Genomic DNA, 21,121 nt, shown 5'->3' on the forward strand with positions numbered 1-21,121 from the left:
ACTCCAACGGTCGGTGACCGACCGGGACGGTTCGGCCGATCGGAAGGTGAGAGACCGTGACCGATCCCGACGAACCGTTCCATCCGCTGGGCCAGGAGTGGGAGGACGAACTGGAAGACCTGCTAGACGACACGGAGTACGACACCGACCTCGGACTCGCGATGGCCGAGGATGCGATGCGCGTGACGTCGGGTGACCTCTCCGAGGAGGCGTTTCACGAACGGTATCACGAGGCGGTGATGGAGGAGTTCGGCCGGGACGATAGACCGTCGGCCGACGCAGCCGCGGCCAGCGACGAGTCTCGACTCGATTCGTTCCTGGATTCGGACTCTGGCGGCATCGATAGACGCGGCGTGCTCGCCGCCGTCGGTGCCGTTGGCGCCATATTCGGCTTCGACGGTGTGATGGGCGACGACGAAACTCGATCCGCCGCCGTCGGAGAAGAGGACGGCGGTACTGACACGGGCGTCCAGTGGGGCATGTCGATCGACCTCGAGGTCTGCGACGGTTGTCTCGCCTGTATGCAAGCGTGTCAGGAGGAACACCGGTGGAACCCCGGGATGAACTGGATGTACGTCATGGACTGGGAGTCGCCGGAGGAGGAACTCAATTCGGGTCGTGGCCGTCTCGTCCGTCCCTGCCAGCACTGCACGGACGCGCCCTGCGAGAAGGTCTGTCCGACGACGGCTCGCCACACCAGGGGATCCGACGGTCTCGTCCTGACGGACTACGACGTCTGTATCGGCTGTCGATACTGTCAGGTCGCCTGTCCGTACGGCGTCAACTACTTCCAGTGGGACGAACCGAACGTTCCGCTGAGCGATATCGAAGAGGATCATTACTACGACGCCAGGGGACGACCGGTTTCGAGTCGCGCCCCCCGCGGCGTGATGAGCAAGTGTACGTTCTGTCCGACGAGACAGGACGGCTCACGCGGCCAGGACGCGATCGGGACGACCGCCTGCGAGGATGCGTGCCCACCCGGTGCGATCCAGTTTGGGGACATGAACGACGAGGAGAGCGATCCACGTCGGTACCTGGACGACGTTCCGCTGGCTCGGATGCAAGCTGCTGCCCCCGATGACGAGGAGTTGCAGACGGCGATCGCGATACTCTCCGGTGAGCAGGATCCGGCCGAGAATCAGGACGACGGCATGACGGAAGAGCAGGCTCGCCAACTCGTCGACGCGTCGGCGGGTACGAGCGTCTCGACCTTTCAACTGCTGGCGGACGTCGGGACCGACCCGAACGTCATCTACGTCGGGAACGAACCCGGGCCGCACGCCGAACAGGTTCCTGGCCCGATCAGTTACGAGGAAGTCGGAATGCTCGACAACAACATGGATCGGCTTGAGGAGGGGACAGTCAGGTTCGAAGAAGCGGGGTAGCGAAGCGGTGTTCGATCCGGCACACCCAATTGAAGCGCACGTTCGGTTTCGTCGAGTATCCACCGACTCAGGTGCCCTGGATGGAGTATCCAGCCGCTGCGACCAGCAGGAGTACCATGAAGAACGCGGTGGCCATCATGTACGAGATCGATCGCGGTTCGTCGATCAGGTGCTGGAACCAGCCGGCGATGAGCCCGATTTTCATAACGGCGAGCACGCCGATGATGCCGACGAACATTCCGTATCCGAGGTCCAGTCCGTGGAAGGCGACCTTCGCCGTCGCGAGCACGAGAAGCGCGACGTAAATGACCGTGTATTTTCTGATGTCGCTCATTGACTGTGACTCTGTGAGGGCGTCACTTATAGCTTCCTCATACGCTCGGATGTCGCCACGTCGGGCGGTTTCCGAGGTACTGATCGGAAGCCACTGGGTCCCTGGCCGGGTCGACTCGACCACGTAATCGGGGTGCGCCTGTTTCGGTCACCGGACACCGATAGCTGGGGAGGATAACGCGTATCGAACGAACGTCCGTAAAAACGGCGACCGAGGCCCGATTCGACCGGGTCGACCCGCCTACAGCAGGTAGAACAGCGGGAAGAGGATGACCCAGACGATGTCGACGAAGTGCCAGTACAGGCCGAAGTACTCCAGGTGGCGACCGTCTTTCAGGTAGGCGTCGACGGTGTAGACGCGCCAGAGCATGAAGCCGCCGATCAGGAGGCCCATGATCACGTGCAGCGCGTGCAGGCCCGTGGTGACGTAGTACAGCGAGTACTCGAGCCCGCTGAACCAGTAGTCTCCGTCGGCGAACTTGCCGGCCCACTCCCAGCTCTTGATGCCGAGGAAGCCGATGCCGAGGACGATCGTCGCCCCGAGCGTCGCCATCAGCCCTTTCTTGTTCGAACGCTCGGCCATGACGAGCGCGAGGATGACCGTGAAGCTCGAGGTGAGCAACACGTACGTGTTGAGCAGTCCTGGCCAGGTGTGGTTCGGGATCGTGTGGAAGGATCCCCAGCCGGACCACAGTCGCATGAAGACGTACGCGCCGATCGCGGCACCGAAGACGATGACGTCGGACGCGAGGAACACCCAGACGCCGAACTTCGTGGTGTCGATGCCCTCGAACGGCCAGCGTTCGGCGACCTCTACCGTCGGTGCTTCGAACGGTTCGGTCCCCATCTTGAACAGGGAGGCCAGCAGGAGTCCGAGCCCGGCGATGAACGCAACTACGTAGGCCGGTCGGAACTCGGCGGTGTTAGCGACGAACTCCTCGACGCTGGGTGCAGGGACGACGGCCGGATCGAGGTTGTTGATGTAAGCATCGCTCAACAGATCGACGATCACGGTATCTAGCCCGGAGAGCCCGGCGAACATGACGAACGTGCTGAGTCCGATCATGAACGGCCAGATGCTGGCGTGATCGACGTGTTCGTCGTCGTGGCCCGTTTCGGTGGACCCGTGGTCCGCGTCGATCGTTCCGTCGGCGACGGCTCCGCCGTCCGTCGCGACGGTCGTGTCGTCTGCGCCACCGTCGGTGGCCGTCTCCGTCGAATCGTCGACGAACTCGAGCTGACCGGACCGGTAGGTCGGCCGGCCGGGCCAGTTGTCGAGCGGCGGCGGCGACGGAATCGCCCACTCGGCCGTTCGGGAGAACTTCCACGGGTTGTCCGGTGCTTTCGGTCCGTAGAGCAGGCTCCAGGCGAAGTTCCCGAACATGATCAGGAACGAGAACCCGAAGACGTACGCGCCGACCGTGGCCGTCTGCTGCCAGAGCAGGTCGCCAGCCTGGTAGTGGAAGACACGTCGGGGCGTCTCCCAGGCGAGGAACATCGGGAAGTAGAGCAGGTTGAACCCGATGAAGTACGCCGCGAAGTGGAGTTTCCCGGTGAACTCGTGATACATCCGTCCGGTGATCTTCGGCCACCAGTAGTAGATGCCGCCGACGAGGGCGGTGACGCCGGAGACCATCACGTAGTGGAAGTGAGCGACGACCCAGTACGTGCCGCGGAACTCGTAGTCCAGGACGACGGCGCCGAGGAAGACCCCGGTGATACCGCCGAGGATGAACAGGACGAGCGCACCGAGGCTGAAGAGGAACGGCGTCGTAAAGCGGACGCGTCCCTTGACCATCGTGTAGATCAGTGCGAAGACCATCAGGTCGAACGGTAACGAGATTCCGATGGTCGTCGCCATGTAGAGGGTCTTGATCTCCAGGTTGATCGTCGTCAGGAACATGTGGTGCATCCAGACCAGGAAGGACTGGACGGCCACGAGGACCATCGCGATGATGACCCACTTGCGCCCGACGAGTCGTCGACCGGTGAAGGTCTGGAACGTCTCGAACATGAGTCCGAGTGCTGGGAAGAAGACGATGTACACCTCCGGGTGGCCGAAGAACCAGAAGAGGTGTGCCCAGAGTAGCGAGGCCCCCTGATCGGTCGCGAAGTACTGCGTCAGGAAGACGCGATCGATCGAGAGCAAGAGCAGCGCCGCGAGCAGCGCTGCGAACGCGAACAGCATCATCCAGACGGTGAGCAGCCACGACCAGGTGAACAGTGGCATGTTCCAGAGGCCGAGGCCCTCCGCGCGCATCCGGTGGATGGTCGTCATGAAGTTGACCGTCCCCATCGTGATCGACATGACGAACATCATCAGTGCGATGATGGTCATATTCGATCCGGCAGTCGCCTCCATAGCCGTCGTGAACGATGGCACGTTGAGCGGCGCGTAGATCGTCCACCCGCCGCCGAACGCGCCGCCCTGGAAGAACGCGAGGATGAAGAGGATCCCCGAGAACAGGTAGAACCAGTAGCTGAGCGCGTTCAGCCGTGGGAACGCGAGGTCGTCGGCCCCGATCTGTAGCGGGACGATGTAGTTCGCAAAGCCGGTCGCGAACGGCGAGAGGAACCAGAATACCATGATGAGTCCGTGCGAGGTGACGGACTGGTTGAACTCGGCCCCGCTCAGGAGTCCCGTTCCGCCCGACTCCCAGAGGTGCGCCCGGAAGATGAGCGCGAAGAGTCCCCCGAGGAGGAGGAAGAACATCGCCGTCGCCATGTAGAGGACGCCGACGTCCTTGTGGTTGGTCGTCACGAGCCAGCGCTTGAGAGATCTGCGCGGTGGGAGGTCACTCATCAGTTGTCACCACCTGACTCGTTGTTCCCACCGTCGTCGGTCGTGCTCTCGTTTCCATTCGAGCCGTCAGTGTTTCCGCCATCGCTGGTACTTTCGTTGTTTCCACCATCGGTACCGTCACCATTTCCACCGTCGTCGCTCTCCTGGGCGGCCATGTACTCCTCGAACTCGGCCGGCGTGGAGTCGACCGACAGGTCTCCGTTCTGGATGGCGCCGAACAGGTCGCCGGTCGCCTGCGATTCAATCGCAGTGGTGTATAGGTCTTCGGAGACGACGATCAAGTCGTGGTTCATGCCGCTGTGGCCCCTCCCACAGAGTTCGTAACACTGGACACCGGTGTCGTAGTAGCCCGGTTCCTCGGCTTCGAACCACGTGTGTGAGTTCTCCCCGGGAATCGCGTCGGCTTTCACCCGGAACTCGGAGATGCCGAAGGTGTGCCAGACGTCCCTACTCGTCGCGTTTACGGAGACCGGAACGTCGGCCGGAACGACGAGTTGGTCGAACTCGTTCTCGACGGTGTTCCCCTGGTACTCGTGATTGTAACTGAAGGAGAACGCGCTCGCGTACACCTGGAGATCGACGTACTCGTCGACCTCTTCTTGATTTTGCACTTGTACGTCGCCTCCCTGTCCGATGCCGCCCGGGCCCTGTTCGACGAACAGCAGCATTCCGTACGTCCAGATGATCAGCGAGAGGACGATGATCGCCGAGAGGCCGAACGAGAGGAAGAGTTTCTTGCCGCCCTTTCCACCGACCGGTAGTTCCCCGACCGTCGGCCGACTGTCGGCCTTCGGATCTGCGACGCCGTCTTCGTCCTTGTAAGCGTACGCGTTGTACATAATGTACAGGACGACGACGATGCCGACCAGCGTGCCGAGCCCCAGGAAGACCTGGAAGATCAACTCGAACACATCAGCCTGCGTCATCTCCTGCGTCGGGGTCAGTAGTGCTGGATAGATTGTGTTCACCTCGATTGGATCGTTATCGGACGATGTCGTCCGTGTCTACTTATCTATTGGGACTTCACGCGGGCGGTCTTCCGACCGGCGCGCTCGGATACACGGATCGCCCGCTCTGTGAACGTCTGTTGGAGGGCCCGCTCTTTGTTCTGTCGTTCTCGGTCCGAGGGCCTGGCCCCGGTTTCGATGGTAATCTACCATTTCACGGTCGGACGTACGGCCCGGCGATGGGATCGCCGATCTTTCTTTAAGCATTTATGCGGGGCCGGTGAACCGCCTCTATGGACCACCCACGGATTCTCATCATGGGCGCACCGGGTGCCGGCAAAGGGACACAGAGTGCGAACATCACCGACGCGTTCGACGTCGAGCACGTTACGACAGGTGACGCGCTGCGTTCGAACGACGACATGGACATCTCGGACCTCGGTCTCGAGTACGACACGCCACGCGCGTACATGGATCGCGGCGAACTGGTTCCGGACGAGGTCGTCAACGCCATCGTGGAGAAAGCGCTTGCGGACGCTGCTGGCTTCGTTCTCGACGGCTATCCGCGAAATATGGACCAGGCGAGCGAACTCGAGGACATGACCGAACTCGATGTCGTCCTCTCGCTCGAGGTGAGCGAGGACGAGTTGATCGACCGACTCACCGGCCGGCGGGTCTGTGCGGATTGTGGTGCGAATTACCACGTCGACTTCGATCCGCCGGAAACCGACGGCGTCTGTGACGAGTGCGGCGGCGACCTGATCCAGCGCGACGACGACACCGAGGAGACGGTCACGGATCGATTGCGCGTGTACCACGAGAATACCGAACCGGTGATCGAGTATTACGCCGAACAGGGACGTCTAGAGCGCATCGACGGCGAGCAGACAGCGGACGCGGTGTGGGACGACATCAGGGAGACGATCGAACGGGCCGCGTGAACGCGGCCACCACGGGCTCTTGCAGTGTCGGGTCGTTCTGCGGCGTGTCGATCGAAGGGGGACAGTGGATACGGGGTAGCCTCAGAACCTCAGTCGTCGATGGTCACCGTCGTCGTCCGGACCTCGATCGCGAACTCGTTCGACCAGTCGGCCGTGGATTCGAAGGAGTTGACCGATAATGCGGTCATATTCCGCTCCTGGACGTCCTCTCCGATATTTCTGAAGAGTTCGTTGAGTTCACTCGCGTTGGAGACGTGGGTGTAGTTCCCACCGGTGATGTCGGCGATGTCCATCAGGAGCTCTTCGTCGATGTCTCGCTCGTCGCCGAGTCCAACAGTGTATATCGTCACGTTGTCCGTGGCGGCGTCGCCCGCGAGTTCCCGGGTTTCGCTTCCGTCCTCGTCGCGGCCGTCGTTTCGTCCGTCGGTCAAGACGATCATGATCTTCTCAGAGTCGTCCGTCGGATCGTAGTACTCGAGTGCTTCGTCGATTCCCGCGCCGATGTACGTGCCACCGTTCGCGTTCGCCTCCAGGGACTCGTTGAAGTCGTCGAAGTTCGAGTGGGTATAGAGCCGATCGGTCAATGGGGACGCGTATCGGTTGAACTCGACTGCTCCGGCTTTATCACCCGGTTTCATCTGCCCGACGAACGCTCTCGTGGCGTCGATTCGTTGTCCGGACGGGTCGTTCTGCGTAGAGATGTACACGAACTGTCTATCACAGCTATGACAACCCACCCTCGTCTCGTCTCCGGGTTCGATCACGCCGGACTCACCGGGTTCGACCGTCCTCACTCCACCCGACCCTCTCACGTCTACCGAGAATCGCTCGCTCGGATGGACCCTGAAACGTCCGGTAAACGAGGGTTCGATCCAATTCCGACCGACGTATTCGTACTGGTACAGTTCCATCGACCCCGACCGATCTAGCGCGAACATGACGTCGACCGGTTTCCGTTCGCCGGGGTGTGGGATCTCGAGGCCGCGATTCGCCTGCGGAATCGGCACGTCGGTCCGGAGCGTCCTGTCGAAGTGGACGGTGGCGTCACCCCCGATATCGGTCTCGCCGCCGACGACGGCACCGTAGATCTCCGCGTCTTCTTCGATCGTCACCTCGCTTCCGGGCGCGTAGAGGACGCCGTGGAACTTACCCTCGATTTTGATCGTTGCGTCTTCCGTCCCGTACACCCAGAGGCTGCGCGCGCGTTCGTCGTCGATGGTGACGTCCGTCAGGGTAATCGGTCCGTCGACGTAGACGTGCGCCTGTCCGTCCCCCGTGACGGTGACGCCGTCGAAATTGGCACCGTTCGAAGCGCCGATGTGAATCGTCCCGCCACTCGTGTCTATCGTATCGATCTGCCCGGCACCGATCCGTCCGTTCCCGTTCGGGCGGTACAGCGCGGTCGACTCTCCCGACGGTACCGAGAGCGGATCGTCGATCCGGGTGGGGTTTTGCTGGTCGATGGTTGTGATCGCTCTGGAGATGTTGGCGTCGATGGACGGGATCGGCGCGAACGTAGTGTCCAGCTTCGCTCCGTACACGTCGGCAGGATACGTCCCGGTGACGTTGTAGAGGGGCGTCCCCGTCTGGGTGTCGTCGCCGAACGAGGAGACGTCGAACGCCGTGGCGTACCCGACCGTGGTGACGTCCGCGCCGGGCACACCGGTGAGTTGTCCATTGGCGACCGGCACACCATCGACCGTCCCAGTCCCTTCGAGTGCGAGGCTCTCGTTGGTGATGAAGAGGTCTTCCGTGATGTTGTCCGGATCCGTCCCATCCCAGCCGACGCTGCCGTCGTATCGATCGACCGTGAGTCGATCACCGATCGGTCCGGTCTCTTCTGCGTAGAGTCCACCGTAGATGGTCGGGTCCAGATCGATGAAGCTCTCGAACGGTTGCGCCGCTCCGAGCGAGGCCGTGGCGGTAACTTTCTGCTGGCTCCCGTCGTAGGTTACGTGTGTGTCGCCGAACGTCGAATTGAAGAACTGGGCCCAGCCCTGATGGTACGGTGACCCGTCGACCGTCAGTTCGATCTCGGTGGCCTCGTTCACCTCGTCGGTACAGGCATCCGAACTCGCCCGCTCGTAGGATGCCCTGTGAGTGCCACTCCCGGCGGTACCCTGCAGATCCGTGAGTGACAGCTGGACACCGTTTACCTCTTCTCCGCCAGCTTCCGTCGTGTAGTACCGGATATCGGGGCCAGAGAGGACGCGCGACCCGCTATCGGTTTTCTGGAAGAGTCCACCCGCCTGGTGAGCGATCGTCGATCCATCTGATCGCTGTGAGCGCAACGTCCCCATCGATTCGTTCAGGAGGGTACACCGGGTTCCGGACCACGTCGTTACAGAGACGTTGATTCGTCCCTCGTCTGTGATGTTGTATCCGCCATCGTTCAGTAATTCGATCGCCCCTTTCTCGCTGGCGATGTCGTGGTCGACCTGCCGAAGCACCTGTTCGCCCTGTTCGTCCGACGTGGACGTCTGCAGGTCGTCTACGAGTGCCATCCCCGCCAGTGCCACGACGCTGGCACCGATCAGGACCATCCCGAACAGCAATATGATGCCGACGGTTGGGGACACGCCTCGTTCCTGCCCGCTGGCCGGTTGGTTCCCACCCTCGTCTCCGGCCCCCAATCGTTCTCCCCCCGAGTTCATACTACTATCAGTATTCAGGGTATCAATCATAATCTTATGGGAATGTACTGGGTAGGGGTATGTATAAAATAAATATATATGGGGATCGCACCATGGTGACGGAACGTGAATAAAACCCGTCGAGATCGAGATTCGATCCCACATCGAGTCGGAACCGTGGTTCCAGAAGCACCGTACGGCCCCGACCGGTGTGTCGATTTCGGAACCGGCTAGCTGTCGAGTGTGAACTGGAACGTCTGGACGTCGAACGCGTGGTGGTTCGGACGGGGTTTGGCCTCGAAATCGAGATTGACAGCGAGTTCGAGGCTCTCTTCTTCCTCGATGACCTCGTTCAGGATCTGTTCCATGACCGCCTCGATCTCGTCTGCACCGTGAATTTCGTAGTACTCGCCGCCGGTAGTGTTGGATATGTTTTGCATCATCCCGGCGTCGGCAGCGTCGAACGCGATAGTCCAGATCGTCACGTCGTCCGCTGCGGCTCGACTCGCCTGGGCGATCGTCGTCTCGTTCGCGTGTTCGTTCGCCTCCTCACAGTTCCAATAACACGGGACGTCGTTTGCGCCGTCAGTCAGGAGGATCATGTGTTTCTCGCCTCCGTCGTCGACTGCGGCGTGATTGTCGAGCGCGACCTTCATCCCCGTGCTGATGTTGGTTCCGCCCTCTTCCTCGGCGCGAACGGTCTCCTTTACCGAGTCGAGATCGTGGCTGATCTCGTGTCGCGTCCGTCCCTCGGTGTTGAACTCGAAGACGCCGGCTCGATGGTACCCGGGGCTGAGCATATCGATCGCGTTCTTCGTCGCCGGTTCGATCTGGTCGTACTCGTCGTTCCATTCCATCGACCCGGTCGCGTCGAGGACGAAGCTCACGTCCAGATCGTTGGGCTCGCTGGCAGACCACGACTGGTTGAGATCGTCGTCGGCCAGTGCCTCGGCGGATCTGAGCGCGCGATCGAAGTGGACGTCGACGTCGTCGCCGATGTCCGGTTCCCCGGCGACGACGCTGCCGTAGATTTCGGTCCCGTCGTCGAGTTCGAGCGACGTGCTTCCCGGCGCGTAGACGACGCCCTGGAACGTTTCATCGATCTCGATGTCGGCGTTCGACGTCCCGTAGATCCAGAGGCTACTTGCCGTCTGGTTGGGTATCGTGACGTTGGAAAGTTCGACGTCTCCGGTGACGTAAATGTGGGTCTGTCCGGACCCGGTCACGGCGACATCTTCCATCGTCAGGTCACCTGTTACGCCGATGTGTACAGCGGAGCCGGACCCCGTTTCGATGGGGTCATTCGACAGATCGACATTGCTGCTCGACACGTATAGCCCCTCGTCGATGGGCCCGTTGATGGGGAGTGGATCGGCGGTGCCGTCGAGGAGCCCGATCGCGTTGGCCACTTCGGTGTCGATCGAATCGATCGAATCGAAGCCGTTCCTGGTGAGCTTCGCAGTGAGGACGTCCGGGTTGTGCTGGGCGGACTCGTTCGCGTTCCCGTAGAACGCGAAGGGGGTGACGCTCGGTCCCTGACCGAATCTGATGCTTCCGTTCGACACCGGTAACCCGTCGATGTCGGCGCTCGGACGGAGATTCACGCGCTTGTCGTGGGGGACGTCGATGGTGAAGAGGTCCGGAGAGGCGTTCGAGGCGTCGTACGTTCCGTTTCGACTGTCGTAGTTGTCGACGGAGAGCGTGTTCGACTCGAGAGCCACGTTGCGCGTCGACTCGACGTGAAGGCCGCCGTAGATGTCCGGATAGACTTCGATGTACTGTGAGAACGGCCGGTCGTGATCGATGTCGGCGTCGACGACGACGGTCTGGTTCCCCGTGAAGTGGCTGACCGCGGAGGAGCCGAACTCTTCCGAAAGGAAGCTCGCCCAGGCGTGGTGATACGTCGAGTTTTCGATGCGGATCTCCACGCCGGTGACGTACGTGATGTTCTGGAGCGTTTCGCGGGATCGGTTCCGAGCCTGTTGTTCGACGCGATTCTCACCCTGACTGAGGTTGCCCTGGAGGTCGACGACGGAGAACGACAGCCGCTTCGATTCGACGCCGGAGGCGTTCTCCGACCCGTACCGAAGTGAGGGGTCTTTGTGGACGTAACTGCTCTCGTCGTCACCGACGAAGATTCCACCACCCTGGTATCCGACAGTGCCCTCACCCGGTGCGTCGAGCCGAACCGTCTGGAGCGGAAGGTCCGGAACGACCGGTTCTTCCGAGCCGAACTGTCCCTTCGCGGTGATGGTGAGCGTCCCGTCCTGTACCATCTCGTACTCGCCGGAGAGTGCAAACGAGCGGACGTCGTCGGGGTCGTACCCTTGCGTCGCCAGCGTGTGGTCCAGTTGGGACAGTTCGTTCAAGCCTTGCTGGTGAGTCGACTCCGCTTCCAGGGAGTCGACGAGTGCCATTCCGGAGACCGCGAGTACCGCGGCACCGATGGCCACCATGCCGAACAGGAGGACGATGCCGGCGACTGCGGAGATACTCCGATCCGTTCGTGCGTCTGTATCGGTGCCGAATCCAGCTTCGGTCGACGACGAGCCTGATTTGCCGGCCGACCACGAGTCTGTGTTCGACCGAGAGTCCCCAATCCCCAGCGTCATTGGTATCCCAGTAGTCGCTCCTTCGTTATAACATTATTTATCAGTATTACAAAATTATATCTCACTTCGCGGTGACGTTTCGGGGCCGGTGATAAATTATCGGTTGTATTATGTATAGAAATCGAACCAGTGACCCCCAGTTCGTCAGTATCGACTCTACCTGTCTCAATCCGACAACCTCGAATACCCCTTCAGGTACTGGTCCCACCGCAAGTGTTCCTGGGGACTGACAAGTGGATACTGTTCCAGGAGTGTCGACGTCCGAATCGGCGGGGAGTTCGGAGATGTCGGTGTCCCTCGGGTGACGGGATCGATGTGCAGGTTAGTCGTTGTCGACGTCCATCTCGTGGACGGCGACGTTCAGATACGTAAGCTGTGGCGGCAGCGAGTAGCCGTCCGGGTAGGGGTCCAGATCACGGTTCGTGAGATTCTGGTCGTAGTCGAAATCGTTTCCGTTCGAGTGGGCGCAGACGGAGTAGGCGATCATCGATCCGGTGAAGTCGGCCCCGTTTGCTTGCTCGCGGACCTGGTGATGATCGTCGCACCGACCTCCGGCGTTGTTCCACCACTTCTTCTCTTCATTCGATGCAACGTATAGTATTCCCTCGAACGTTCCACCAGATCCAGGGCCGAGGTCGACACCCATGGTCGACGGGCCGTAAAACTGGATCGCGGTAGCATCGCCAGCACAGCCCCCGCCGGACTCGATACAGATGTCTCCATCGAGGGCGAACTCGTCCCCGGCCGCGTATATGCGCAATACGTTCTTCTCCGCCGCGTCACGGTTGGTGACGTGGATACTTCCGGCGTCGAGTTTCACGTCGCCTCCGATCACGAGGGTAACGTTGCCAGTCGAGAGATCGACGTCTTCCTCTACGTTGCCGTCGATTTCGTCGACGTAGTATCTCCCGGCGGTGAGTGTCGAGTGGGTAGCGGGATCTTTCGTCGACGGATCGGTTTTCGCGTCCTGAACGAGCTCGGTAATCACGGGGTCCATCTCCGGGAGGAGCATCCCCATCCGGTACTCGTTGCCGATATTCCCGTGTTGATCGTGGAGGTATTTCGGGTCTTTCCCGCCGATCGTCGCGCCGTTTTGGACCGCTTCGTCGATGTCGAAGTATCCGAACTTGACGACGACAGTTTGGTTCGAGTGATGGACGGCGTCGACGACGCCGGATCCCGCTTCCTCCTCGAAGTACGTCTCCCAGCCGCGGTAGTACGGACTCTCAATTGTGACGGTGACGGTGTCGTTTCTCACGAGATTCGCCCGTTGCATCGGGTCGGTCGAGTTGGTTCGGATGGAGATCGGTCCGGACGACAGATCCTTCTGCTCTCGCAGGTTGGTGATCGGGAACCGAAGCGATTCGCCGTCCGCATCGTACGTGATCGGTGGACGAGACAGGACTTCGGTTTGATTTCCACGTTCGGCGAAGACAGCCCCGGCCTGGTAGGCGATGATACCTCCGTCCGTGTGTCTGTACTCGATCGCTCCGACCGACCGCGTGACGTTGACGTCTCCACCCTTGATGGTGATATTGCCCGCGTTGGTTTTCGTAATCGCCCCGGAGTCCCCCGCATCGAAGGACATCGAACTCGGCGTTTCTCGGTCCGTCGTTTCCGTCGTCATCGTCTGACCCAGCTGGACGAACGATTGCTGGACGCGTTCCTGCTCGGCCTGACTTTGCGTGTCGGAGACGGCTCCGCTCGCGACGAGCATCAGCCCAAGGGCGCCGATCGCGACGAGTCCGACGAGGAGAACGACGCCGATTACTTCCACCTGCGCCCGCCTCGGCGTTCCGTCTCCCCCCGGCGCAGGATTTCCGACAGTCATAGGTGAGAGAGTCTTTCCTATTATGATAAACGATGTGGCCCCATCATTCCGTTTTCACCGTTTATATCGTTCATGAAGGAGTTCAATCCAAAGCGCCTGGCAGAAATTATTGAAAGGTATAACTTTTCTCTGTTCGACAGCCGCGGAACGTCCTGGTTTGACGTCTCGATCGCCTGGTTCCGTTGCTGTCCTCTTTTTCAGAAATATCGTCGTCCGGAATAGTTGTCCACTGATCAGTACAGTGTATCCAGTACAGTTATGAGTCTACTCGGCACCATCCGAATATGGGCGTTCTGTGGCACGTCGTGTCCGTCGTAGCTGTACTCCTTGGTCTTGGCTATAGTATATTTCCGAAGCGGATTCACACGTCTGGATGTGAGTTTCTTCGGCGTTCATCAACTGACCACTACGATGCCTCGAACACCCCCGTTTGGCTGTATCGCGGACTGGGTGTGCTATTCCTGATCATCGGGATACCGGGCGTCCTCTGAGGAGTGTGTCACCGGTGTGGCCGGAACCGGATCTAGACGTCTCACCGTTTGAGGAGTTCACCAGCGCCGATAGTCTGCCTCGTTGGTTTCGTATGCCGCTGTAGGTTTCGTATGCCGCTTTCCGAGTTTCGCGTGCGGACATCCGATGCGAACCGTGGTCAGTTTTATGTATCGTCGTACCCGGAGAGATAGCTATGCACACTGTTATCGTGGGGTATGGGCGGGTCGGTCGTCGGACCGCTCGAATTCTGAGAGAAGAAGGCCACGGCGTGACGATCGTCGATTCGGACGCGTCACGGACGGATCGAGCGACGGACGCCGGATTCACGGCGGTGACTGGGAGTGGCGACGACGAGCACGTTCTGGTCGACGCCGGGATCGAGACCGCTGACGCGGTCGGTGCGTTCACACCCGACCTGAACGTGAACTTCTCGGCCTGTATGATCGGCGATCATCACGACTGTCGGACGGTGTTGCGAATCGACGAAGACTACCGTGCGGAGTTGTACGAACGCTACGCTGAGAACGTGGACGACGTGGTCTATCCGGAGCGACTGGGCGCAGCGGGTGCGAAAACGGCGCTCCTCGGCGGTAACTTCAACGTCGTGACCGAGCTCGCGGCCGATCTCCAGCTCCGCGTCGTCGAGGTGGAGGCGGGATCGCCGGCGATCGGCCGCCGCCTGACCGAACTCGACCTGCCGACGGAGGTCCGCGTGTACGCTCACGGGAGCGACGACGAGGCGCTAACCATCCCGCTGCCGGGGATCGAACTCGCCGCTGGCGACGAACTCGCCGTCATCACTGACGACGCCTCGGTCGAGTCGTTACGGACGCAGTTTTCGGCCGCCTGAAGTCGGCCGATCGGTGCCGGCGTCGGAGTGTGATCGTGCGTCTTACTTCGTATCGGCTTCGGTTCGAAAGACGAGCACGTTCTGGTGGACCATCGAGGGAACGAACGCGTAGGGGTACCCGTAGACGTGGAGGTCCTTCAACGGGTCGTACCAGATCAGATTCGCCTTGAGCGTCAACGGTGTCTCGGCCTCGAGCGTGCGAGCCAGGTCGGCCGAGAGGAACTCGTAGGACTGCTCGCGGTACATGTCGCCGATGAAGACGACGGCGTACCCGCCGGGTGCGAGTGCGTCCTCGAACCGGTCGAACCACGACCCCATGTCCGCCAGCCAGTCGTCCTTGTCCGGCCACGCGGCCGGACCATCGGTCGATTCGTCGAACGAATCGAGCTTGCTCTCTCGCACCTCCGCCCGGTTTCTGGTCTGTTCGAGTTCGTCCATGTGCCAGAACGGGACGTCCGTGAACAGGAGGTCGATCGACCCGTCGTCGATCTCGTCGATCAGCTCCGCACAGTGGCCGTGGCGGAGGTCCTGGGCGGCAAGCGGCGCGTCGCCACACTCGCGTCGTTCGTCGTTCTCTCGCTCCAGGACGGTCTCGTAGATCTCGATCCAGCGGGCAGTCCGCTCGAAGCCGATCGCCTCACGCAGGCCCGTTCCCTCGTGTTCGCAGAAACTCGCGCCGAGGAGGGTGCCGCCAACACCGGCGAACGGATCGAGCACCCGATCGCCGGCCTTGCTGAATCGTTCGATCAGGTCAGCGCAGAGACGCGGGGGCTTCTGTCCGCCGTGTTCGCTCCGGAGATCGTGCTGGACGTCGGGCGGGTATCGCTCGGTGATGACGGACTTCGTCGCGAACTTCCACTCGCGACCGGTGAGATCGTTGAGCCGGTTTCGCTCGTCGTAGATGCCCCGCCCTTCGAGGTGGGTCTGGTGATCAGCCAGTTCGTCGGCGTCGACGTCTCCACCGTCCGTGACGGGACGCGATCCCTCGCGTCGGTACGACTCGTCCGCCGAACCGTCGGTGTCGCTCGCGGCGCGTCGCGTCGGATCCCGCTCCCGCTCGTTCATACCCCGTGTGGCTGCGCGACCGTCAAAAACACTCCGTCCCGACGATCGACGGCCCAGACTGAGGCGGCGTTCGGCCGGTAACACCGATGTCCGCTGGGTGCCTAAGTACGCCGAGGCCCAAGCGCCGTCGATGAACACCCTCGTCGACGGCGAGTGGCGAACCGACGCGTTCGAAACGACGGACGAATCGGGGTCGTTCGACCGCCAGGAGACCCAGTATCGCGACTGGATACGGGACGATCCAGACGCGCGGTTTCGGCCGGAACCCGACAGGTACCACCTGTACGTCTCGTACGCGTGCCCCTGGGCGCATCGAACGCTGATCGCTCGCCGACTCCTCGGTCTCGAGGATGCCATTCCGGTGTCGGTCGTCGACCCGTTCCGCGACGAGGGCGGCTGGCAGTTCACGTCCGAGAAAGACGGATGTACACGCGACCGCGTCCACGACGTCGAGTACCTCCGCGAACTGTACGTGCGCTCCGATCCCGACGCGACGTGCAGGGTCACCGTCCCAGTCCTCTGGGACACGGAGACGGACACCATCGTCAACAACGAATCGCGCGAGATCATGCGGATGTTCGATACCGCGTTCGAGGAGTACACGACGACCGAGCGGACGCTCCTGCCCGACGGCACCAAACCGCGCGTGGACGAGATCCTCGACGAGATCTACGAGCCGATCAACAACGGCGTCTACCGCGCCGGCTTCGCCACCGAGCAGGAGCCCTACGACGAGGCCATCGACGACCTCTTCGATGCGCTCGATCACTGGGACTCCGTTCTGGCTGACCAGCGGTATCTGGCCGGTGATCACCTCACCGAAGCGGACGTCGCGATGTTCACGACGCTGATACGCTTCGACAGAGTGTACCACACACACTTCATGTGCAACGTCAGGCGCATCGTCGACTACGACCACCTCTGGCCGTACCTCCGTGACGTCTACCAGACGCCGAGTGTCGCCGAGACGGTTCGCATGGACCACATCGCAGAACACTACTACACCACCCATCCTGACGTAAATCCACACCGCATCGTCGCTCGCGGGCCCGACCTCGACCTCGACGCGGCGCACGACAGGGATCGGCTGGGCGCGGACGAACCACTCGCGTCGTCGGCGTGAGGTACGGCACCGCCGCATCGCGGCCGTTCGAGACCGACGACGATGATCCTGGCGTGAGTTCGGCAAGTATTATCAGGAGTGGTGAACTCGTTGATGGTATGCCCTATAGCTACGAACCACACTACTTCGAGGACCTCGAGATGGGTCAGACGTTCGAGAGCGCGGCCCGAACGATCACCGAGTCGGACTTCGTCTTCCACTCGATGTTTACCGGCGACTGGACGGAACTCCACACCAACGCCGAGTACTCCGAAGATGGCCCATTCGGCGCACGCATCGCCCACGGACCGATGACGTTCATCGTCGCGACCGGGCTCTTCCAGCGGACGGGCATCGTCGAACGTACCGTCGTCGCCTTCCTCGGGATGAACTACATGGACATTCCGAACCCGCTGTACATCGACGACACGATCAGCGGCGAGTACGAGGTGACGGAACTGCGCGAACTCGACAGCCGCGACGACGCCGGCTACGTCGAGATCGACACCACGATGACCACCGACGACGGCCGTTCCGTCTTCGAGGGTGATATGAAGTTCCTGTTCAAGCGCCGAGACGCCGAGTGATTGGCGGGCCGATCGAGGAACCGATCCACGGGCCGACCGACGAACCGATCTACTGGTCGACCGAGGAGCTGACCGACTGGTCGACCGACGGACCGATCTACTGGTCGACCGAGGAGCTGACCGACTGGTCGACCGACGGACCGATCCACCGGTCGACCGACGCGGCCGGCGTCACTCGAGCGCCCGCTCTAGCAGCGTCGCCTCCGCGCGTCGCAGTCGTTCTAGAAACGCCGACTTCGAAACCCCTAGCTCGGCCGCGACGGCGGCCGCGTCGTTCGTTCGAGGGACCTCGAAGTATCCCATCCGGTGGGCCGTCTCGAGCGCTTCGGCCTGACCGGCCGTCAGGTTCCACCGGGAGACGACGGGTGAGTCGTCCGCGTCGCCGAGGGGCGTGAGTCTGACCAGCTGGACGCCGACCGTCTCGCCGGCGGTCTCGAGGACGGCCTGCAGCACCGTCTGGCCGACGACCGCGCCGACGTGGCGCTCGCTACCGTCGCGGTACCGGATCGACTCGACCAGGAAGCCGCGATCGATCAGCCGGTGTACCACACACCGCTCCGTCGAGACACACCGGAACGTCGATCCGTTCTCGCCGCTCGTTCGGTGGAGGTATCGAATCCGGTCGTCCGCATCGAGTACGTCGCCGACAGCGCCGTCCGGCGTCGAGAACCGAAGGAGCGTCGTACCGTCGGCGCGTTCGAGCGGCGGCGCGGCGTCGATCGGCGCTTCGACGGCCGCGGACGCCTCCGCGAGCGGGCAGTCGTCGCCCGTGACGCGAAACTCGACGACGAGACACTCGTCGATCATAGTACCCGTGGGTACGCCACCGGCATCAATCCAGCGTCGGGCGATCGGGTCACGACCGCCGACCGCGGTCAGTCGATCGCGACGAGTTCCGCGAGCCGGTCGAGCGAGGGCAGCTCGTGCGTCGGCTCCGTCTCGAGTTCGTACCCTGTGCGGTGGTCGCGCCGGACGAAGGCGGCGTCGATGCCAGCAGCGCTGGCGGCGGTGACGTCGCTGTGACTGTCGCCGACGTACAGGGGGTTCGTCGCGTCCAGCGCGTCGACTGCCCGTTCGAGATAGTAGGGTCGCGGCTTCTTTCGTCGGATTCCGTCGAGGGTGGGCTCGCGTCCGATCCAGGGATCGAACCCGTCGAGTTCGAAGTGCTCGACGATGTTGCCGATCGTCTCGTGTTGATTGTTGCTGACGATCGCGCGGGGGACGTCGAGGTCCGTGACGGCCGCGACGTCGTCGTAGAGGCGCTTTTCGCCCGCGCGAATGGCCTCCAGCTGGGCGTCGATCGCCGCTCGCTCGCGTGCCGTCCAGAGGTCGGCGGGATCGACGTCGTGGGTTCGAGCGATAGATCGCAGACCCTCCACGGTCGGTCCGATCAACGTCTCCACGTGTTCGGGCGGCGGAGCCGCGACGCCGACGGTGGCGAACGCCGTCTCCATCGCCCGTTCGAGGACGGCCCGCTCAGTCGGTGTCGTGAGGACCCCGTCGTTGTCGAACACGAAGGCGTCGTATCCCATATACGCGTTCCTACGGGCCCGGCCCGTTTCTGCGTTACGTCGATACCGGCCCGAACGGACCGCGCTCGCGATCTCCTGGCTGGCTACGGCCTGATCACCGGCCGCGAGTTATTCGCCGGCCGCGTGTGACTCCTCGCCTGCCCAGCGCGCGTCGGCGAGCGTCCGCTGGACCACCTCCTGTCCGACGGCCTCCGCGAGCGTCTCGAAGCCGACGCGCTCCGTGCGGTCGTCGGCGTTTGCGACCAGCCGAGAGACGATGAACTCCGGTGTCGACCGGCCGAGCGTGCCGAACCGGGGCTGGTAGTCGACGCGCAGTTCGAGGTCCGGGTTCAATCCCTCCGCGAAGATACCGTCGACACGCGCCGCGTCGGGGAGTGGATCCAGGTCTTCGGCGAGGTGTGTGACGAAGACGCCGAGCGCGTCGCTGTCGACGGCCAGGGTCACCAGTCCGAGCAGTAAATCGGCGGCGCGGCCCGGTTCCGTGATCGCTTCGAACTCGTCGACCAGCATGAGGGTCCGCCCCTCGTCGGAGAGCGGCGGGACGATCGACTTGAGCGTCGATTCGAGGACGCCCGCGTTGAAACTGGCGTGGCGTCGGTGGAAGACGAGCGAGTCGACGGGCGTCACCTCGGCCCGCGACGCGGGGACGGGAAGCCCCATGCTCGCGAGAACGGTCGCCTGACAGAGCGTCTCCAGAAGCGTCGTCTTCCCGCCGCTGTTTGCCCCGGTCAGCACGCTGACCCGTTCGTCGCCCGGGGTCCCTGCCGCGGCCGGCCCCTCGTCGACGGTGTGGTCCCCGAGTGCGTAGGTGATCGGCTGGACCGATTCGTCCGACTCGGCGGCGAGTCGGAGGTTTCGCGCCTCGACGACGGAGATCGCCGGCGAGTCCTCGGCCGCGAACGTCGGCCGGGTGCAGTCGTAGGCGTCGGCGAAACGCGCCAGCGAGAGTTCGAGCGCGATGTCGTCGACCGTCTCGACGGCGGCGTCGATCGCTGCCCGGTGGTCCGCGATGGTGGCTTCGACGTCCTCGATCACCGTCGCTTCGCGCTCGTCGGCCGCCGATTGCACCGAGATGCGCAGTTGTCTGAGCGTCGCGGCGACGAAGTCGGCCGCGTCGGTCGCGTCGCGAGCCATCGCCTCGCGCACCCGGTCGACGGTGAGGTCCGTCTCCGACAGCAGTCGATCCTCGAACGCCTCGCGGAACCGATCGACGTCCGTCACGCCGCCGTCGCGCAGTTCCGAGACGAGCGAGTCGGCGTCCATCCGGTCGAGCGCGTCGAGCGCGGATCGCAACCGATCGAGGTCGTCGTCGACGTCGTCCTGAATCCGGTCACCCGCGCTCGCCTCCAGTGCCGTCGTCGCCTCGGCCAGCGCGTCCGTCTCGAGCGATGCGACGGGTTCGAACGGACCCGCCTCGATCCCGAGGTCGGCGAGCGTTCGGGCCGTCTCGACCGCCGCCAGCTCCGTGCCGGCACGTTCGTCGTAGGCGTCGTAGGCGGCGATCAGTTCGCGGCGGTCGGCGTCCGACAGCGCGGTCCAGACCTCGCGAGCCCGGTCGACGCCGTCCAGTCGCGATTCCATGGCGCCGCGGTCGGTGAGCGGCGTGAGGATCCGAATCCGATCCCCCGCGCGCTCCGTGAGTGCGTGATCGACGACCACGTCTAAGACGTCCTTGTACGCCGCCCTGGCGTCGGCGGTGGCCAGCGTCTCCATTCCGTCGTTACCGGTCGCCCGTCGCAGGATGTGGGTCGCGCGCCCGCGGGTGAGGCCGGCGTCGGCGAGTGCCCGCACGTCGCCCCGTTCGATGGCCGTTGCCGCCCTCTCGGCGCCGAGTTCCTGGACCAGGCGGTCCCGGGTCTTCGGTCCGACTCCCCAGTACTCCTCCAGTCGCATACCTGGTCAATGGGAGGGGACATACAAACGTGGTGGGATCGACGGTGTCGCGGCTGGCGTGGTATCGAGGCCGTCGCCAGGCAGGACACAGTTGGGGAGGGGAACGGGCGGG

The 21,121-nt window shown here is 62.6% G+C and carries 15 protein-coding genes; 5 read left to right on the forward strand and 10 right to left on the reverse strand.

Annotated elements, in window-relative coordinates:
* Nucleotides 1-56: 56 nt before the first annotated feature.
* Nucleotides 57-1,388, forward strand: a complete 1,332-nt coding sequence (locus tag NO366_RS12055; protein WP_256531037.1) for a 4Fe-4S ferredoxin N-terminal domain-containing protein — start codon at nucleotides 57-59, stop codon at nucleotides 1,386-1,388.
* Nucleotides 1,389-1,455: 67 nt separating this feature from the next.
* Here the strand turns inward: NO366_RS12055 and NO366_RS12060 are convergent, their stop codons facing one another.
* From NO366_RS12060 to NO366_RS12070, 3 genes are all read right to left on the reverse strand, one after another.
* Nucleotides 1,456-1,722, reverse strand: a complete 267-nt coding sequence (locus NO366_RS12060) for a cytochrome C oxidase subunit IV family protein (RefSeq protein ID WP_256531038.1) — start codon at nucleotides 1,720-1,722, stop codon at nucleotides 1,456-1,458.
* A 240-nt stretch (nucleotides 1,723-1,962) separates the two neighbouring features.
* A complete protein-coding gene (locus NO366_RS12065; RefSeq protein WP_256531039.1) occupies nucleotides 1,963-4,524 on the reverse strand; it encodes a cbb3-type cytochrome c oxidase subunit I in 2,562 nt (853 codons plus the stop codon).
* Complete coding sequence (locus NO366_RS12070; RefSeq protein ID WP_256531040.1) at nucleotides 4,524-5,450, reverse strand: cupredoxin domain-containing protein; 927 nt, start codon at nucleotides 5,448-5,450, stop codon at nucleotides 4,524-4,526. The genes NO366_RS12065 and NO366_RS12070 overlap by 1 nt, the downstream gene beginning before the upstream one ends.
* Nucleotides 5,451-5,764: 314 nt before the next feature.
* Here NO366_RS12070 and NO366_RS12075 point away from each other — a divergent pair, with 314 nt between their 5' ends.
* Nucleotides 5,765-6,412: an adenylate kinase gene (locus NO366_RS12075; protein ID WP_256531041.1), complete on the forward strand. Its 648-nt coding sequence runs from the start codon at nucleotides 5,765-5,767 to the stop codon at nucleotides 6,410-6,412.
* An 89-nt stretch (nucleotides 6,413-6,501) separates the two neighbouring features.
* On the opposite strand, the gene NO366_RS12080 is transcribed toward NO366_RS12075, so the two are convergent.
* The 3 genes from NO366_RS12080 to NO366_RS12090 all read right to left on the reverse strand — a co-directional run bounded on the left by NO366_RS12080 (nucleotide 6,502) and on the right by NO366_RS12090 (nucleotide 13,488).
* Nucleotides 6,502-9,096: a vWA domain-containing protein gene (locus NO366_RS12080; protein ID WP_256531042.1), complete on the reverse strand. Its 2,595-nt coding sequence runs from the start codon at nucleotides 9,094-9,096 to the stop codon at nucleotides 6,502-6,504.
* Nucleotides 9,097-9,275: 179 nt separating this feature from the next.
* A complete protein-coding gene (locus tag NO366_RS12085) occupies nucleotides 9,276-11,657 on the reverse strand; it encodes a vWA domain-containing protein (protein WP_256531043.1) in 2,382 nt (793 codons plus the stop codon).
* Nucleotides 11,658-11,979: 322 nt separating this feature from the next.
* Nucleotides 11,980-13,488, reverse strand: a complete 1,509-nt coding sequence (locus NO366_RS12090) for a DUF7289 family protein (RefSeq protein ID WP_256531044.1) — start codon at nucleotides 13,486-13,488, stop codon at nucleotides 11,980-11,982.
* 685 nt (nucleotides 13,489-14,173) lie between these two features.
* Between NO366_RS12090 and NO366_RS12095 the strand changes: the two genes are divergently transcribed.
* Nucleotides 14,174-14,830: a potassium channel family protein gene (locus NO366_RS12095; protein ID WP_256531045.1), complete on the forward strand. Its 657-nt coding sequence runs from the start codon at nucleotides 14,174-14,176 to the stop codon at nucleotides 14,828-14,830.
* A 42-nt stretch (nucleotides 14,831-14,872) separates the two neighbouring features.
* On the opposite strand, the gene NO366_RS12100 is transcribed toward NO366_RS12095, so the two are convergent.
* Nucleotides 14,873-15,895: a DNA methyltransferase gene (locus tag NO366_RS12100; RefSeq protein WP_256531046.1), complete on the reverse strand. Its 1,023-nt coding sequence runs from the start codon at nucleotides 15,893-15,895 to the stop codon at nucleotides 14,873-14,875.
* A gap of 130 nt (nucleotides 15,896-16,025) precedes the next feature.
* Between NO366_RS12100 and NO366_RS12105 the strand changes: the two genes are divergently transcribed.
* Together NO366_RS12105 and NO366_RS12110 are read left to right on the forward strand one after the other, a co-directional pair.
* Nucleotides 16,026-17,018, forward strand: coding sequence for a glutathione S-transferase family protein (locus tag NO366_RS12105; protein ID WP_256531047.1), 993 nt, complete (start codon nucleotides 16,026-16,028; stop codon nucleotides 17,016-17,018).
* A gap of 98 nt (nucleotides 17,019-17,116) precedes the next feature.
* Entirely contained in the window at nucleotides 17,117-17,584 is a 468-nt protein-coding gene (locus NO366_RS12110) for a MaoC/PaaZ C-terminal domain-containing protein (RefSeq protein WP_256531048.1), read from the forward strand.
* A 171-nt stretch (nucleotides 17,585-17,755) separates the two neighbouring features.
* Here the strand turns inward: NO366_RS12110 and NO366_RS12115 are convergent, their stop codons facing one another.
* The 3 genes from NO366_RS12115 to NO366_RS12125 form a co-directional block, all read right to left on the reverse strand.
* Nucleotides 17,756-18,391, reverse strand: a complete 636-nt coding sequence (locus NO366_RS12115) for a helix-turn-helix domain-containing protein (RefSeq protein WP_256531049.1) — start codon at nucleotides 18,389-18,391, stop codon at nucleotides 17,756-17,758.
* Between the two features lie 68 nt (nucleotides 18,392-18,459).
* Nucleotides 18,460-19,116 carry an HAD family hydrolase gene (locus tag NO366_RS12120; RefSeq protein ID WP_256531050.1) on the reverse strand — a complete coding sequence of 219 codons (657 nt, stop codon included), beginning with the start codon at nucleotides 19,114-19,116 and terminating at the stop codon, nucleotides 18,460-18,462.
* Between the two features lie 108 nt (nucleotides 19,117-19,224).
* Complete coding sequence (locus NO366_RS12125; RefSeq protein ID WP_256531051.1) at nucleotides 19,225-21,009, reverse strand: DNA mismatch repair protein; 1,785 nt, start codon at nucleotides 21,007-21,009, stop codon at nucleotides 19,225-19,227.
* Nucleotides 21,010-21,121: the final 112 nt, after the last annotated feature.

The sequence above is a fragment of the Halovivax cerinus genome (assembly GCF_024498195.1).
Lineage (GTDB): Archaea > Halobacteriota > Halobacteria > Halobacteriales > Natrialbaceae > Halovivax > Halovivax cerinus.